The sequence below is a fragment of the Enterobacter cloacae complex sp. CARB60 genome (genome assembly GCF_036487345.1).
In the GTDB taxonomy this organism is placed as follows: Bacteria; Pseudomonadota; Gammaproteobacteria; order Enterobacterales; family Enterobacteriaceae; genus Enterobacter; species Enterobacter asburiae_D.
The window spans coordinates 3502657-3517033 of record NZ_JAZKLC010000002.1 but is presented as its reverse complement, the minus strand read 5'-3'; the positions used below and the strand labels follow the sequence as shown (position 1 = coordinate 3517033).

Below are 14377 nucleotides of genomic sequence, written 5' to 3'. Positions count from 1 at the left end.
CCCAAACTCCCTTTCAGAGTGAAAGCGTAGCCATTTTGCAGTACCTGGTAGACCTCAAGCCAGAACGATGTCTGACACCGCGAACAGCCATCCGGGCGTTTAAATGGTTAAAATAAATAATAATAATCATTGCGCAATAAATTTCGCTGTGTCTTAATAGCGTCATCGGTTTGAAATACAGACCTTATGAAAGCAGTTTTAGTAAAGCAGTCCTCAGTTCAGGTGTTATCCTTAGATACTCCTTCTTCGTGAGCCTCCTCCTAAGTGCCAAATAAGTAACTCTCGAAATACAGGCCATCATCGCCACGCTTATGTGGCTCATAAATTAAGGATTTATCTATGTCTAATAAAATGACTGGTTTAGTAAAATGGTTCAACGCAGATAAAGGTTTTGGCTTTATCACTCCTGACGACGGCAGCAAAGATGTATTCGTACACTTCTCTGCTATTCAGAGCGACAACTTCAAAACGCTTGATGAAGGTCAGAAAGTTTCCTTTACCATTGAGAATGGCGCAAAAGGTCCTGCAGCTGGAAATGTTTCTCCACTGTAAGCCGCGCTAAATATCAGTGTGGCGTACGATAGCGATGAAGACAATAGTCCGAGCAGTTAAGCTATACTGATAAAAAATTAACCCGCACCTGTGCGGGTTTTTTATTTTTAAAGGGTAATGGCACCTGAGTTTTATAAAGCAGCTTGCCCATATTCCCTTCAAATTCAGCCTCAAATCCGCTTCACCGTTCGCGAGCGTTCAAAACGCCATCAGCAGCATTTACAGCAAATGCGCCGAGTATGAGCAAAAATGCAATAACTCGTGTAGTCATCATAACCCCCAGTGTTCAGGCAGTTCGCAGGAATCCCTCACTTCTGATTTTCAACATTCGACCTGACAGCCTCCAGCGTCCTTTTACGGATCAAGCCGCTCCCTGCCCGTATTGCCAGCCAGTAGGCCGCCATTTTGAGTTGAGTACGTTTGTCCGGACAGTAGACGAAGGTCTCAGTACAGAGTTCATGTTGACCTGGCGCCAGTTCCGCTACCTGGTAGCGCAGCAACAGTTTTGCGCTGTCCGGCGCGGCGGGTGCCTGAAAAGCAATCGCATCGGGCGCATTTTCCAGACCAAAATCTATCCGCCAGAATTGCCCTCTTAAGCCATAGCAGAGCTCGGATGCTGAGCTGTTCAACAGAGTAAAACTGTGCAGCCCAAAGTTGCCCGTCGAGTTAGCCTGCTGATTGTGCAGAAATTTCTGCGGTAATTGCCGCAATGACATCAGCCGCCGAATGACGGGGTCTTGCTGGACGTCAAAGTTGGCAATCAACGGCAGAATATTTTCAGGCCTGGAAGTGTAAATGACCGCTCGATGTTTTTCATGAAACTGGAATTGGGGGAGAAAAGCGGGAACATCCTGCCACTGAGCAAGCGCTTTGCGGGTAACGAATCCAGGGTTAAGCATTTCACTTCCTTGTCATCCCTTACGTCCAGCCAGAATAACAGATGGTATGTCGCAGGCAATTACCAGGAAAAGATAGGGGAAGAGGGCAGTAAATGTAACGAGTCGGTTGGGTTAACGACGTTCGCTTCTTTGCGAATGGAGAAGCTCAGTGATTTCTTTACGCTTTCTTGTTGCCCATTCAGGCTTGATAGAGAGCATTAAACTATATTGCCTTCTGAAATAAACCTCTCTGAATTCTTGTTCAGATGAATGGTTTGCTGCATAAGTTGAGGCCAGCCCCGCTACGGCAATCTCCGCAAACCAATAAAGAATTTCATCGTCACTGAGCACCCTCAAACAGATACGGCGGAAGTTCAGCATCACAGCACTCCCGCAGTCGCTTAAGCGCAGCCAGCAATCGCTTACAGAGCGTAGCAAACGTCACTGCGTCGTCTGTTTCCACCAGCACGCTGACACACGCAGTACAGGCATCGGCCAGTTCGAAGAGATCCGCAGAATCGGAAATTGAAGTGTTGATGAGGTGATGAACAGCGCTTTCCTCAGAGAGCGCGTAAGAAAATCCAGGAGTAGTCGCCATTTAGCATCCTCTTTGTCTAAAAAAACGTCATGTTATGCTAACGGGTTCCGACGCCCGGTTACGGATGTGCCGCAACGCAGGCACTTACGACCGCGAAGAAGGGATGAAAAGGGAGTCCCCTTACATAAGGTTGCTTGCAGGTTTGCGAGGCGGCTTCCAGAAGGGCATTGCCGGGTGGCGGCTACGCCTTAACCGGCCTACAAAACAGCCAACCAACCTACCCGCGACACGAACCGTAGGCCCGTGCAAGCGCAGCGCCGCCGGGCACACTTTGCACCATGGTTACTCCTTCACGCAGACCTTTTCATTTTGAGCAACCCTTCTAATAACGCCTGTGTCGCGCGGGAAGATTTGCCCGCCTGCGAACAAACCAGCCCAAATTCCCGGCAGAGTGCAGGCGTCACGGGCACGACGTACAAGCCGCGTAATTCTTCCGGCAGGGCGGATTCAGGTATCAGCGCGACACCCATGCCTTCGCGTACCAGTAGGCAGGCGCTGATCCAGTCGCGGACGGTCACCCGCACGTCCGACAGTTGCAAACCAGCCTGTTCCATCAGGCTTTTTCCATTGACGACACAACCGCCTGTGGCGAGCACGAAGGGCTGGTCTGCCAGTTCCTCAAGGGTGATGCCGCGCGTACGTGCATAACGAGCCTGACGGTGACTGGCTGGCAACACAGCGACCCATGCATCCTGTCCTAAGATCGTATCCGCGCGTCCGGGAACAGGATTCATGACCACGCCCAGATCAACCGTATCTGCCGCCAGCCACTCTTCGACTTCCTGGTCCGTCCCTTCGAGTACGACCACCTCGATTTCAGGATGCAGGCGCTTAAAATCCCGCAGCAGTCCGGGCAAAAATGTGGATGTCACCGAAGGAAAACTGGCAAGACGAATACGCCCGCCACTCAGCCCCCGGCTCTCATCCGCCAGTACACGGATGGCGTCCAGTCGCGCCAGCATACTCCTTGCTTCTTTGACAACCCGCTCACCCAGCGACGTTACGCCGACGTGGCGTCGCTCTCGCGTGAATACCGCAAATCCTAATGAGGCCTCTAACTGAGCAATCGCCTGGCTGGCACCCGACTGCGTCATGCCGACCTCTTCAGCGGCACGCGAAATATTACTGGCATCGGCCACTGCAACCAGCAGGCGCCAGTGCATAAGATTCATCATGTATATCAGTAGCTCAGCTAATAGTTAATTTATGAATCATTAATTTTACAGTGAGAGTGGCTTTAAGCACAGTGTATTCAAACCGAATCGTCACCACTTAACAGCTTTAACGGAGAGATTATGAAACTCTATTACGCCCCGGACACCTGCTCACTCTCGCCCCATATCGTGCTTCGCGAACTGGCGATTGAGTTTGAGCTGGTTAAAGTGGACAACAGGAGCAAGCTTACCGCTGACGGGCGCGACTTCCTGACCATCAACCCTAAAGGGTATGTCGCTGCGCTTGAACTGGATGACGGAAATATCCTGACCGAGGGGCCAGCCATTTTGCAGTACCTGGCAGACCTCAAGCCAGAAAGTGGGCTGGCACCGCGTGCAGACAGCTGGGAGCGAGTGCGGCTTCAGGAATGGCTAAACTTTATCACCAGCGAAATACACGCGGGATCGGCACCTCTTTTCAATCGTGCGCTGCCCGAAGAGGCCAAAACTATTTTTCGCGAGAAGCTGTTCAGGCGGTTCGATTTTCTTCAGGAAACGCTCTCCACAAGCGCTTATCTTATGGGAGCGTCTTTCAGCGTGTCGGATGCCTATCTTTTCACCGTGCTGGGATGGTGCACGTTCTTCTCAATTGAACTCAACGACTGGCCCGCGCTGCTGGCGTACAGGGAAAAAATCAGTGCCCGTCCCGCCGCGCAGGCCGCATTACGTGCGGAGGCTAAAGTCTAGTTCTGCGTGTTCCGGCGCGGTATTAATGCCTGAAGCAGGAGGCAAATGAGGATGTGGAGTCAGGATGGGTTAGCATACTGTCACTCTGCATCTGATTGCCTGGCGCTTTTCACGGCATCCTGCTTCCCAGGATTGCATTGCTGTTTTGTTCCTGGAAGATAAAATTTTCCCGACGCGTCCGGATCTGTTCCGCCCGGACAACCTGCACGGCCCGGAGCTGAGAGGGTGCCATCCGAACCGTTTCCGCCATCCCCACCATTACCGCCATCGGCAGCATTTACAGCAAATGCACCGAGTATGAGCAACAAAGCAATAGCTCGTATAGTCATCTAAACCTCCATTGTTCAGGGTATTTCAAGGCATCTTGCCAGCATAGATTCAGCATCTCTCGTCCTTGTCATCCCTCGCTCATCATCGTCAAAAACCGCTTTACCGTCCGCGAACGTTCAAAACGCCGCCAGCAGAGCGCGATATCGGTATAAAGCTCCGGCGAGCTCAGCGCATGATAGGTCACGTTCGGCGGTGAAATGGCCGCCATGGATTTCGGCACCAGCGCGAACCCGCCGCCCGCAGAAACCATGCTCAGGGAGGAGGAAAGCTGAGACGACTGCAGCGCGTGCTGCACGTCAATCCCGGCCCGCTCGCAGCAGCCGTGAACCCGTTCGTACAGCCCCGGCGCGACCTCCTGCGGGAACAGCACTACCGGCGTACCCCGAAGCTGCTCTAACGCCAGCGAATCGCACGCCGCCAGCGGATGGTCGCGATGCAGCGCCACCACCATCGGCTCCCGGTCGAGGATTTTTAACTCGAATGCCTTGCTGCTCTCGCACGGCAGGCGCACGAAGGCAATATCCAGTTCACCCTCCGCCAGCATCGTCGTCAGCGACGACATATTGGCTTCCACCTGGTGAACCTGCACCGCCATGTTCTGCACCTGAAACTGGCGAATCAGGGAGAAAATTTTAGGGTGAAAGGCATCTGAACTGGTGATGCCAATCGACAGGTTGCCGTTCAGCCCGCGCGCGATGCCGCGGGCCTTTTCCAGCGCGGCATCGCTCAGCGCCAGGATCTTGCAGGCATCCTCGTAGAACGCTTCTCCCGCCTCGGTCAGCTCCACGCCCCGCGTCAGGCGTCTGAACAGCGGCGTGCCCACTTCCTCTTCGAGCCGTTTGATCTGCTGACTCAGAGGAGGCTGTGAAATACCCAGCGCTTCGGCCGCCCTGGTGAAGTGTCGCTCGCGTGCAACCGCGACAAAATACCGCAGATAACGAAGTTCCATATCTAAAACGTCTCAAACCAGCATGGTTTCTATATTGGAACTCTCTGCTGAATCGGGTCAACATTTATTTAACCTTTCTAAATAAAGTTGAAGAGGACCAGCGTGATGATGCATTCATCTGCCTGCGACTGTGAGGCCAGCCTGTGCGAGACCCTGCGAGGGTTTTCCGCCCGGCATCCTGACAGCGTGATCTATCAGACATCGCTAATGAGCGCCCTGCTAAGCGGCGTGTACGAGGGGGAAACCACCATCGCCGATCTGCTGGCACACGGTGATTTTGGTTTGGGCACCTTCAACGAACTGGACGGCGAAATGATTGCCTTCAGCAGCCAGGTGTACCAGCTGCGCGCCGACGGCAGCGCCAGGGCCGCGAAGCCGGAGCAGAAAACGCCGTTCGCGGTGATGACCTGGTTCCAGCCGCAGTACCGTATCACCTTCGATGCGCCGGTCAGCCGTCAGCAGATCCACGACGCGATCGACCAGCAGATCCCCTCCGACAACCTGTTCTGCGCGCTGCGCATCGACGGCAATTTCCGCCACGCCCACACCCGCACCGTACCGCGCCAGAAGCCGCCGTACCGCGCGATGACCGACGTGCTGGACGACCAGCCGGTGTTCCGCTTTAACCAGCGCGAAGGGGTGCTGGTGGGGTTCCGCACCCCGCAGCACATGCAGGGCATCAACGTGGCGGGCTATCACGAGCATTTCATCACCGACGACCGTCAGGGCGGGGGCCATCTGCTCGACTACCAGCTGGAGAGCGGCGTGCTCACCTTCGGTGAAATTCACAAGCTGATGATTGACCTGCCCGCCGACAGCGCGTTTTTACAGGCCAACCTTCACCCCAGCAATCTTGATGCAGCGATCCGTTCCGTCGAAAACTAACAGGAGAACTACCGTGAACAGTGAGAAACAGTCACGTCAGTGGGCGCACGGCGCCGATATGGTTGTCGGCCAGTTGGAAGCGCAGGGCGTGAAGCAGGTGTTCGGGATCCCGGGTGCGAAAATCGACAAGGTCTTTGACTCTCTGCTGGACTCTTCCATTGAGATCGTTCCGGTACGCCACGAGGCCAACGCGGCGTTTATGGCGGCGGCGGTAGGGCGGTTGACCGGCAAGGCCGGGGTGGCGCTGGTCACCTCCGGGCCGGGCTGCTCCAACCTGATCACCGGCATTGCCACCGCCAACAGCGAAGGCGACCCGGTGGTCGCGCTGGGCGGGGCGGTGAAGCGGGCGGATAAAGCCAAGCTGGTGCACCAGAGCATGGACACCGTTGCCATGTTCAGCCCTGTCACCAAATACGCTGTAGAAGTCAATTCACCGGACGCGATTGCCGAGGTGGTATCGAACGCGTTTCGCGCCGCCGAGCACGGCAGGCCGGGGGGCGCGTTCGTCAGCCTGCCGCAGGATATTGTCGACCAGCCCGCGACGGGGGCGATTTTACCCGCCAGCGGCCCGGCGCTGATGGGCCCGGCACCGGAGTCGGCGATTAACGACGTGGCGAAGCTTATCGAAAACGCCAAAAACCCGGTCATCTTACTCGGCCTGATGGCCAGCCAGCCCGCGAACAGCGCCGCGCTGCGCAAGCTGCTGGAGAAAAGCCGTATTCCGGTGACCAGCACCTATCAGGCCGCCGGGGCGGTAAACCAGGAGCACTTCACCCGCTTCGCCGGACGCGTTGGCCTGTTCAATAACCAGGCGGGCGACCGGCTGTTGCATCTGGCGGACCTGATCATCTGCATTGGCTACAGCCCGGTGGAGTACGAGCCGTCCATGTGGAACAGCGGCGACGCGACGCTGGTGCACATTGACGTGCTGCCTGCCTATGAAGAGCGTAACTACGTGCCGGATCTGGAGCTGGTGGGGGACATCGCCGAAACGCTGAACCTGCTTGCTAACCGCATCGACCATAAGCTCGAACTGAGCCAGCGGGCCTCCGAAATTCTGGTCGATCGCCAGCACCAGCGGGATCTGCTCGATCGCCGCGGCGCCTCGCTCAACCAGTTTGCCCTGCACCCGCTGCGCATCGTGCGCGCCATGCAGGACATCGTGAACAGCGACGTGACCCTCACCGTGGATATGGGCAGCTTCCACATCTGGATCGCCCGCTACCTCTACAGCTTCCGGGCGCGTCAGGTAATGATCTCCAACGGTCAGCAGACCATGGGCGTCGCGCTGCCGTGGGCGATTGGCGCGTGGCTGGTGAACCCGGGCCGCAAGGTGGTGTCGGTCTCCGGTGACGGCGGCTTCCTGCAGTCGAGCATGGAGCTGGAAACCGCGGTGCGCCTCAACGCCAACGTGCTTCACATCATCTGGGTGGATAACGGCTACAACATGGTGGCTATTCAGGAAGAGAAAAAATACCAGCGGCTTTCCGGCGTCGAGTTCGGCCCGGTCGATTTCAAAGCGTATGCCGACGCCTTCGGTGCGAAAGGCTTTGCCGTGGAGAGCGCCGAGGCGCTGGAACCGACGCTGCGTGCGGCGATGGATGTGGATGGCCCTGCCGTAGTGGCCATTCCCGTCGACTACAGCGATAACCCGCTGCTGATGGGCCAGCTCCATCTCAGCCAGATTTTGTGAATCAACATAAGGACAGAGAAATGCAAAAAGTTGCTCTCGTAACAGGCTCAGGCCAGGGGATTGGTAAAGCGATCGCGCTTCGCCTGGTGAAAGACGGCTTTGCCGTCGCCATCGCAGACTATAACGATGAGACGGCAAGAGCCGTTGCCGATGAAATCATCCGTAACGGCGGCAACGCCGTCGCCGTGAAGGTCGATGTCTCTGATCGCGAGCAGGTATTTGCAGCGGTGGAGAAAGCGCGCACCGCGCTGGGCGGTTTCAACGTCATCGTTAACAACGCCGGGATTGCGCCGTCTACGCCTATCGAATCCATCACGCCGGAGATTGTCGACAAGGTTTACAACATCAACGTGAAAGGGGTGATCTGGGGGATCCAGGCCGCGATTGACGCCTTCCGCAAAGAGGGGCACGGCGGCAAGATCATCAACGCCTGCTCCCAGGCGGGCCACACCGGCAACCCTGAGCTGGCGGTCTACAGCTCCAGTAAATTCGCGGTGCGCGGCTTAACCCAGACCGCGGCACGGGATCTCGCGCCGCTGGGGATCACCGTTAACGCCTACTGCCCGGGCATCGTCAAAACGCCGATGTGGGCGGAAATCGACCGTCAGGTCTCCGAGGCGGCGGGCAAACCGCTCGGCTACGGGACGGAAACCTTTGCCAAACGCATTACGCTTGGCCGCCTGTCCGAGCCGGAAGATGTGGCCGCCTGCGTCTCATACCTGGCAGGGCCGGATTCCGACTACATGACCGGTCAGTCGCTCTTAATTGATGGTGGGATGGTGTTTAATTAAATTCTAATAAGCTCTGACATGAGTTTTCCCCTGCCCCCGTGCAGGGGCTTTTTTTTGTCTCCTCCGTCATTGTGCATTACACTGCGCGCTGCAAAACTTTAGTCATTACGATCTGACAGGCGGTAACAGCGATGAACGGTACAATCACAACGTGGTTTAAAGATAAAGGCTTCGGATTTATCAAAGATGAAAACGGCGACAACCGCTATTTTCATGTGATTAAGGTCGCGAATCCCGATCTGATTAAGAAAGATGCCGCGGTGACCTTTGAGCCAACCACCAACAACAAAGGCCTTTCCGCCTATGCGGTGAAGGTGATACCGGAAAGCAAACATCTCTTTATTGCGGGCGAGCGCGTGAAGCTCTCCTCCATCAAATCCTTCGTGGTGTTTAACGAAGAAGAACCGGTTGATACCAAAATCGACAAAGAGAACGCGGTGCTGTCGGTGGGGCTGCTGATGAACAGCATCAAGCCGAAATCCGAGAAAAAGCCGGGCGAAATGCGCACGGTGAAGAAGCTGGCGATCACCACCTTCCAGAATACGACGCTGATCTTCACCGAAGATGAGATCGATATTGATGCCACGGTGAAGCTGCTGAAGTGATTTTTTGCCGGGTGGCGGCTACGCCTTACCCGGCCTACGAAACCCGTGCGGCGCTCGCCGCCACGCGGTTTACCCCATCCTGTGCTCACCCCGCAACATCGCCTCACGGTCAAACACCCGCTGGATCTCTCCGTGCGCCATAAATGCCGCCCGGTCGGACATATGCGCAATCACGTCCGCATCGTGGCTCACCAGCAGGTAGGTCATGCCGTGCTCGGCCTTCAGGCGGTTGAGCAGGTTCAGGATCTCCGCCTGCACGGACATATCCAGCGCCGAGGTCGGCTCGTCCAGCAGCAGAAGCTGCGGGCGCAGCAGCAGCGCGCGGGCAATCGCCACGCGCTGGCGCTGGCCGCCGGAAAGCTGATGCGGATAACGCCTGCCCGCGTCGGCGGAAAGCCCCACCTGCTGCAGCGCATCCGCCACCTTTTCGGCAATCTGCGTTTCGCCGTGGATATTTAACGGCTCCGACAGGGTGCGCGCAACGGTGTGGTTCGGGTGCAGCGACGCCCACGGATCCTGAAACACCATCTGCACGTTGCGGCGAAGCTCGCCTTCAAAACGCTGCCCTGGCCGTAGCGCGTCTCCCAGGATCGAAATGCGGCCGTTCCACTCGCGCTGCAATCCCGCCAGCACGCGCAGAATAGTCGATTTTCCGCAGCCGGATTCGCCAATCAGGCTGAAGGTTTCACCTTTCTCGATGGCAAAGCTGGCGGCGGACACCGCCGTTTTCTCCCCGAAGCTCACCTGGAGATCCTTAACGTCAACGAGCGTCATGATCGGTCTCCTTCCACGGCTGCGAACGGTCCAGCGTCGGCAGCATCTGGCCGAAGGTACTGGCGTTTGGACGGCAGGTCCACAGGGTGCGCGTATACGGGTGCGTCGCCTGCGGCAGCCGGTTCGCCGCCATCTCATCGACCTTCTCGCCCTGATACATCACCAGCACGCGGTCGCAGTGTTCCGCCACCAGCGGCAGATCGTGGCTGATTAACAGCATCGCCATCTGGCGTTCTTCGCTCTGCTGCACCAGCAGTTCGAGGATCTGGTTGCGCAGGCGGGCGTCCAGCGCGGAGGTGGGTTCGTCGGCAATCAGCACCTGCGGGTTGTTGATGAGCGCAATCGCAATCATCACCCGCTGGCCCATGCCCCCGGAGAGCTCGCCTGGATAACGCTGGAGGACATGTTCGTTAAGTCCGACGGCGCGGATGATGTCGTGAATGCGCGCCCGGCGTTCGGCGCGGGGCAGGCGCTGATGCAGGGTCAGCGCCTCATCAAGCTGGGCGGCGACGTTTTTCGCCGGATTCAGCGCGTAGCGCGGGTCCTGAAGGACCATCGCAATCCCGTTGCCGCGCAGCGCCTGCCAGCGGCGGGTGCTCAGGGTCAACAGGTCGTTGCCGAGCACGTTAAGCCGGTTCGCGCTCACGATGCCGGGCTTACGCACCAGCCCCATCAGGGCGCGGGCGGACATCGACTTGCCCGAGCCGGATTCCCCCACCAGCGCCAGCCGCTCGTTGCCCAGCGTGAAGCTCAGGTTGTTGACCACGCGCGCGGCGGGGTAGTCGATATTCAGCGCATCGACGATGACGCGTTGTTCAGTCATGCTGTGGCTCCAGTACGTCGCGCAGGCCATCGCCCAGCAGGTTAAAGGCCAGGCTGGCAAACAGAATCGCGCCGCCCGGAATGGCGGCAATCCACCACTGGTCGAAAATGACCTGCATGCCGTCGGCGATCATCGCGCCCCATTCGGCCATTGGAGGGCGTGCGCCAAGGCCGAGGAAGCCCAGCCCGGCGGCGGCCAGAATAATGCCCGCCAGATCGAGCGCCAGCCGCACAATCGCGGACGGCAGACACAGGGGCAGAATATGGCCGACCAGCAGGCGCAGCCCGCGAATGCCCATCATTTCGGCGGCGGCGAGATAGTCGCTGTGGCGCAGACGCTGAATTTCACTCCGCGCCTGACGCGCGTAGGCGGGCCAGGTGGTTAGAGCCAGCGCCAGCGCGCCGTTGACCAGCCCCGGGCCGAGCATCGCCACGAAGGCGAAGGCAAGGATCAGGCGCGGCATCGACATCACCACGTCGGTAAAGCGCATCAGAATGCGCTCCATCCAGCCGCCGTAGTAGCCGGACAAAATCCCCACCAGCAGCCCGGCGGGCAGGGTGATGACGGTGACCAGCGCCACCAGCCCGAGCGCCGGACGGGTGCCGTAAATCAGACGCGAGAGCAGGTCGCGCCCGTAGCTGTCGGTGCCCAGCCAGTGCTGGATATTGGGTGCCTGTAAGCGCGCGGCGGCGTCCTGCCAGTTCGGGTCAAGCGGCGCAAGCCACGGCGCGAACAGGGCGATAACCACCAGCAGCGCGATGGCAGCCAGCCCGCAAAACGCGGCAGGGGAGCGGCGCAGGCGGCGTAAGAAAAGATAAAACGGCATCAGCGCACCCTGGGATCGGTCGCCCGCACGAGCAGGTCGGTAAGGTTATTGATCAGCACAAAGCTCACGCCAATCAGCAGCGTGCCGCCCATGATGGCGGTGGTGTCTCCGGCGAACAGGGCGGTGGTGAGGTAGCGCCCGATGCCCGGCCAGGAGAAGACAGTTTCGGTCAGTACCGCGCCTTCCAGCATGCTGGTGTAGGCCAGGGCGATCACCGTCAGCAGGGTGCCGCGAATGTTCGGCAGCACGTGGCGCAGCAGAATAGCCATCTCCCCGGCACCCTTGGCGCGGGCAAGCAGAATGTACTCTTTGTTCATCTCGCTCAGGCAGGCGGAACGCGTCAGGCGGGTGATGCTCGCGAGCGAGTAATAGGCCAGCAGCAGCACCGGCAGCACCAGGTGGCTGACGGCGTTGCGGAACGCCTCGCGGTCGCCGGAAAGCCAGGTATCCACCAGCGCAAAGCCGGTGCGCGGCTCGACGGTGAACTGCCAGATATCGTCCAGCCTGCCGGGACCCGCGCTCCACTGCAGCTTCGCGTAGAACAGGGCCAGCATCAGCAGGCCGAGCCAGAAAATGGGCACCGAGTTGCCGAGCAGGGTGAGGGTTCTGATGGCGAGATCGAGCGGCGAACCGGCGTAGCGGGCGCACAGCACCCCGGCAATCACGCCGAGCGCGGCGCCGATGATTAACGCCAGCGTCGCCAGCTCCAGCGTGGCGGGGAACGCGTGGAGCAGGTCCTGCAGCACCGGCTGCCCGGTGGCGCTGGCCGTGCCTAAATCACCGTGGGCAAGATTTTGCAAGTAGTGCCAGAACTGCACGGGCAGGGGCCGATCCAGCCCAAGCTGGTGGCGAACCTGATCGTAGGTTGACTGGCTGGCGTGATCGCCGACGATCTGCAGCACGCGATCGACAGGTGAAAACGCCGAGAGCGCAAACGTGACGAGCAGCAGCCCGAAGAGCGTGAGCAGCAGGGTCAGCAGACCCTGGAGCACGCGGGTGGAAAGATGTGGCATGGGAAATCTCTTCATGCCGGGTGGCGGCTTCGCCTTACCCGGCCTACAAAAACCGAGAACGTAGGCCGGGTAAGCGCAGCGCCACCCGGCAACAAGGGCTACTTCGTGACGCGATCGTACCAGACCATATCCGCGTTCAGCCCCTGCTGATACCCCTTCACGCTATCGCGCACCACGATCTGGGTTTTACCCTGATCGACAAACACGTACGGCGAATTCTGCTGCAGCTGTTCCTGCATCTTCTTATAGAGATCCAGACGCTTCGCCGGATCCGGCTCGGCTACCGCCGCCAGCGTGGCTTTGTTCAGCTCCGGGATTTTCCAGCCGTTAAGCCCGGCCACGGTGCTGGATTTACCGTCGTTCCACGCAAAGGCGCTGGCGTTAGAGTGCGCGTCGAAATAGTCCGGGATCCACAGACGGATCGCCGCCTGATGCTGCTTTGCACGCACGCGGGCGTACACCTGGCTCCCGGCGGCAGGCAGCAGATCGACCTTCACGCCCCCCTGAGCAAAGCTCGCCTGCATCGACTGGGCGATGGTGATAAACGGCGGCTTGTTCTCCACGTCCAGCGTGAAGTGCGCGTCTTTGATGCCCGCTTTGGCGAGGATTGCTTTCGCCTTCGCCGGATCAAATTTGAACGGATTATCTTCCAGCGCGCCCGGCAGCCCGACCGGCAGGAAGCTCTGATGGACAAAATACTGGCCTTTCAGCAGATTTTTGGTGATGCCTTCATAGTCCACCAGCCAGCGCGAGGCTTCCCAGAACGCCGGGTTGTTCAGCAGCGGGTTGGCGCTGTTGCCGGTGTTGAACACCAGGTAATTCTGCTCCGCGGACGGAATGCTCAGTACCTTGACGCCCGGCTTGCCGTCGAGGGCGCTAATCTGGTCTGCACCCAGATCGCGCGCCACGTCCGCATCACCCTGCTGGATCAGCAGGCGGCGTGACGCCGGGTCGGGGACGTTTTTAATGATGATGCTTTTAAGCTTCGGCGCGCCGCCGGGCGCTGACTCGTTGGCTTCCAGCACGATGGCCTGATGCGGCTGATAGACGCGCATTTTGAACGCGCCGCTGCCCGCCGAGTGCATTTTCAGCCAGGCGTTACCGAAGTCGTTATCCTTCACGTTCGCCGCGACCTGCTTTTCATCGACGATGGAGGCAATCGGCGTTGAGAGAATATTCAGCGCCACCGACGGGCTCACGTCCGCCGTCCAGTGAAGCGTGAGGGTGTGATCGTCCACCTTTTTCAGCTGGCTGGCGATGTTGCTCGCGTCCCAGCCCAGCACGTTCAGGATGAATGCCGGGGATTTGTTCAGCGTCACGGCGCGGGTGTACGAGAAGATCACGTCTTCCGGGCGCAGCGGATTGCCGGACGCGAATTTGGCATCGGGCTTAAGTTTAATCGTGAGCGTTTTTGCTGCCGCGTCCGCTTCCCAGCTTTCCGCCAGAATCGGGGTGATTTTTTCAGGGTTATCGCGGTCCGGTTGTACCAGGCGCTGATACAGGCTCGGCACGGTCTGGATGCTGGAAAGCTCGTTGGCTTCAGCCGGGTCGAGGCTTACGATGTCATCAAGCCCCTGGGCAACAACCAGCGTGTTGGGCGGAGTAGCGGCGTGGGCAGCGCTTGAGAGCGCAGCCAGCACCAGTAACGGCAGCAATTTTTTAGTCATAGCGATCCCTGAGAAGAATATATTGTGATTGTTTTATGCTCCGCTACGTTAGGTCGTCTCTGAAATTACGCAAAGTCGAAATTCAGCTTTCC

General features: G+C 58.4%; 16 protein-coding genes. 6 read left to right on the top strand and 10 right to left on the bottom strand.

The window, feature by feature from the left end; genetic code table 11:
• The first annotated feature begins 339 nt into the window (after positions 1 to 339).
• On the top strand, positions 340 to 552 hold the full coding sequence (cspE, locus tag V4835_RS17985; RefSeq protein ID WP_022647355.1) for a transcription antiterminator/RNA stability regulator CspE: 213 nt from the start codon (positions 340 to 342) through the stop codon (positions 550 to 552).
• 308 nt (positions 553 to 860) lie between these two features.
• Here cspE and V4835_RS17980 read toward each other — a convergent pair whose 3' ends face one another.
• From V4835_RS17980 to V4835_RS17970, 3 genes are all read right to left on the bottom strand, one after another.
• Positions 861 to 1451, bottom strand: coding sequence for a hypothetical protein (locus V4835_RS17980; RefSeq protein WP_331413093.1), 591 nt, complete (start codon positions 1449 to 1451; stop codon positions 861 to 863).
• A 111-nt stretch (positions 1452 to 1562) separates the two neighbouring features.
• Complete coding sequence (locus V4835_RS17975; protein WP_331413091.1) at positions 1563 to 1811, bottom strand: hypothetical protein; 249 nt, start codon at positions 1809 to 1811, stop codon at positions 1563 to 1565.
• 507 nt (positions 1812 to 2318) lie between these two features.
• Positions 2319 to 3203 carry a LysR family transcriptional regulator gene (locus tag V4835_RS17970; RefSeq protein WP_331413090.1) on the bottom strand — a complete coding sequence of 295 codons (885 nt, stop codon included), beginning with the start codon at positions 3201 to 3203 and terminating at the stop codon, positions 2319 to 2321.
• A gap of 120 nt (positions 3204 to 3323) precedes the next feature.
• On the opposite strand from V4835_RS17970, the gene gstA reads away from it, so the two are divergent.
• Positions 3324 to 3929, top strand: a complete 606-nt coding sequence (gene gstA, locus V4835_RS17965; protein WP_331413088.1) for a glutathione transferase GstA — start codon at positions 3324 to 3326, stop codon at positions 3927 to 3929.
• A gap of 80 nt (positions 3930 to 4009) precedes the next feature.
• On the opposite strand, the gene V4835_RS17960 is transcribed toward gstA, so the two are convergent.
• Together V4835_RS17960 and V4835_RS17955 are read right to left on the bottom strand one after the other, a co-directional pair.
• Positions 4010 to 4258, bottom strand: a complete 249-nt coding sequence (locus V4835_RS17960) for a hypothetical protein (protein WP_331413086.1) — start codon at positions 4256 to 4258, stop codon at positions 4010 to 4012.
• A gap of 68 nt (positions 4259 to 4326) precedes the next feature.
• A complete protein-coding gene (locus tag V4835_RS17955; RefSeq protein WP_331413085.1) occupies positions 4327 to 5208 on the bottom strand; it encodes a LysR family transcriptional regulator in 882 nt (293 codons plus the stop codon).
• A gap of 105 nt (positions 5209 to 5313) precedes the next feature.
• On the opposite strand from V4835_RS17955, the gene budA reads away from it, so the two are divergent.
• The 4 genes from budA (at position 5314) to V4835_RS17935 (ending at position 9182) form a co-directional block, all read left to right on the top strand.
• Positions 5314 to 6093 carry an acetolactate decarboxylase gene (gene budA / locus V4835_RS17950; RefSeq protein ID WP_063145233.1) on the top strand — a complete coding sequence of 260 codons (780 nt, stop codon included), beginning with the start codon at positions 5314 to 5316 and terminating at the stop codon, positions 6091 to 6093.
• 13 nt (positions 6094 to 6106) lie between these two features.
• Entirely contained in the window at positions 6107 to 7786 is a 1680-nt protein-coding gene (gene alsS / locus V4835_RS17945) for an acetolactate synthase AlsS (protein ID WP_331413084.1), read from the top strand.
• Between the two features lie 20 nt (positions 7787 to 7806).
• A complete protein-coding gene (locus V4835_RS17940; protein ID WP_080327965.1) occupies positions 7807 to 8577 on the top strand; it encodes a (S)-acetoin forming diacetyl reductase in 771 nt (256 codons plus the stop codon).
• Between the two features lie 131 nt (positions 8578 to 8708).
• Positions 8709 to 9182, top strand: a complete 474-nt coding sequence (locus V4835_RS17935) for a cold-shock protein (protein WP_063145236.1) — start codon at positions 8709 to 8711, stop codon at positions 9180 to 9182.
• Positions 9183 to 9251: 69 nt separating this feature from the next.
• Here the strand turns inward: V4835_RS17935 and V4835_RS17930 are convergent, their stop codons facing one another.
• The 5 genes from V4835_RS17930 to V4835_RS17910 form a co-directional block, all read right to left on the bottom strand.
• Entirely contained in the window at positions 9252 to 9956 is a 705-nt protein-coding gene (locus V4835_RS17930; RefSeq protein ID WP_331413081.1) for an ABC transporter ATP-binding protein, read from the bottom strand.
• The gene (locus tag V4835_RS17925) at positions 9943 to 10779 is read right to left on the bottom strand and encodes an ABC transporter ATP-binding protein (RefSeq protein WP_331413080.1); all 837 of its coding nucleotides are present in this window, start codon (positions 10777 to 10779) and stop codon (positions 9943 to 9945) included. Before V4835_RS17925 ends, V4835_RS17930 begins: the two co-directional genes overlap by 14 nt.
• Entirely contained in the window at positions 10772 to 11605 is an 834-nt protein-coding gene (locus V4835_RS17920) for an ABC transporter permease (RefSeq protein WP_063145238.1), read from the bottom strand. The genes V4835_RS17925 and V4835_RS17920 overlap by 8 nt, the downstream gene beginning before the upstream one ends.
• Entirely contained in the window at positions 11605 to 12618 is a 1014-nt protein-coding gene (locus tag V4835_RS17915; protein WP_331413078.1) for an ABC transporter permease, read from the bottom strand. The genes V4835_RS17920 and V4835_RS17915 overlap by 1 nt, the downstream gene beginning before the upstream one ends.
• A 98-nt stretch (positions 12619 to 12716) precedes the next feature.
• Positions 12717 to 14285 carry an ABC transporter substrate-binding protein gene (locus V4835_RS17910; protein WP_331413077.1) on the bottom strand — a complete coding sequence of 523 codons (1569 nt, stop codon included), beginning with the start codon at positions 14283 to 14285 and terminating at the stop codon, positions 12717 to 12719.
• Positions 14286 to 14377 lie beyond the last annotated feature (92 nt).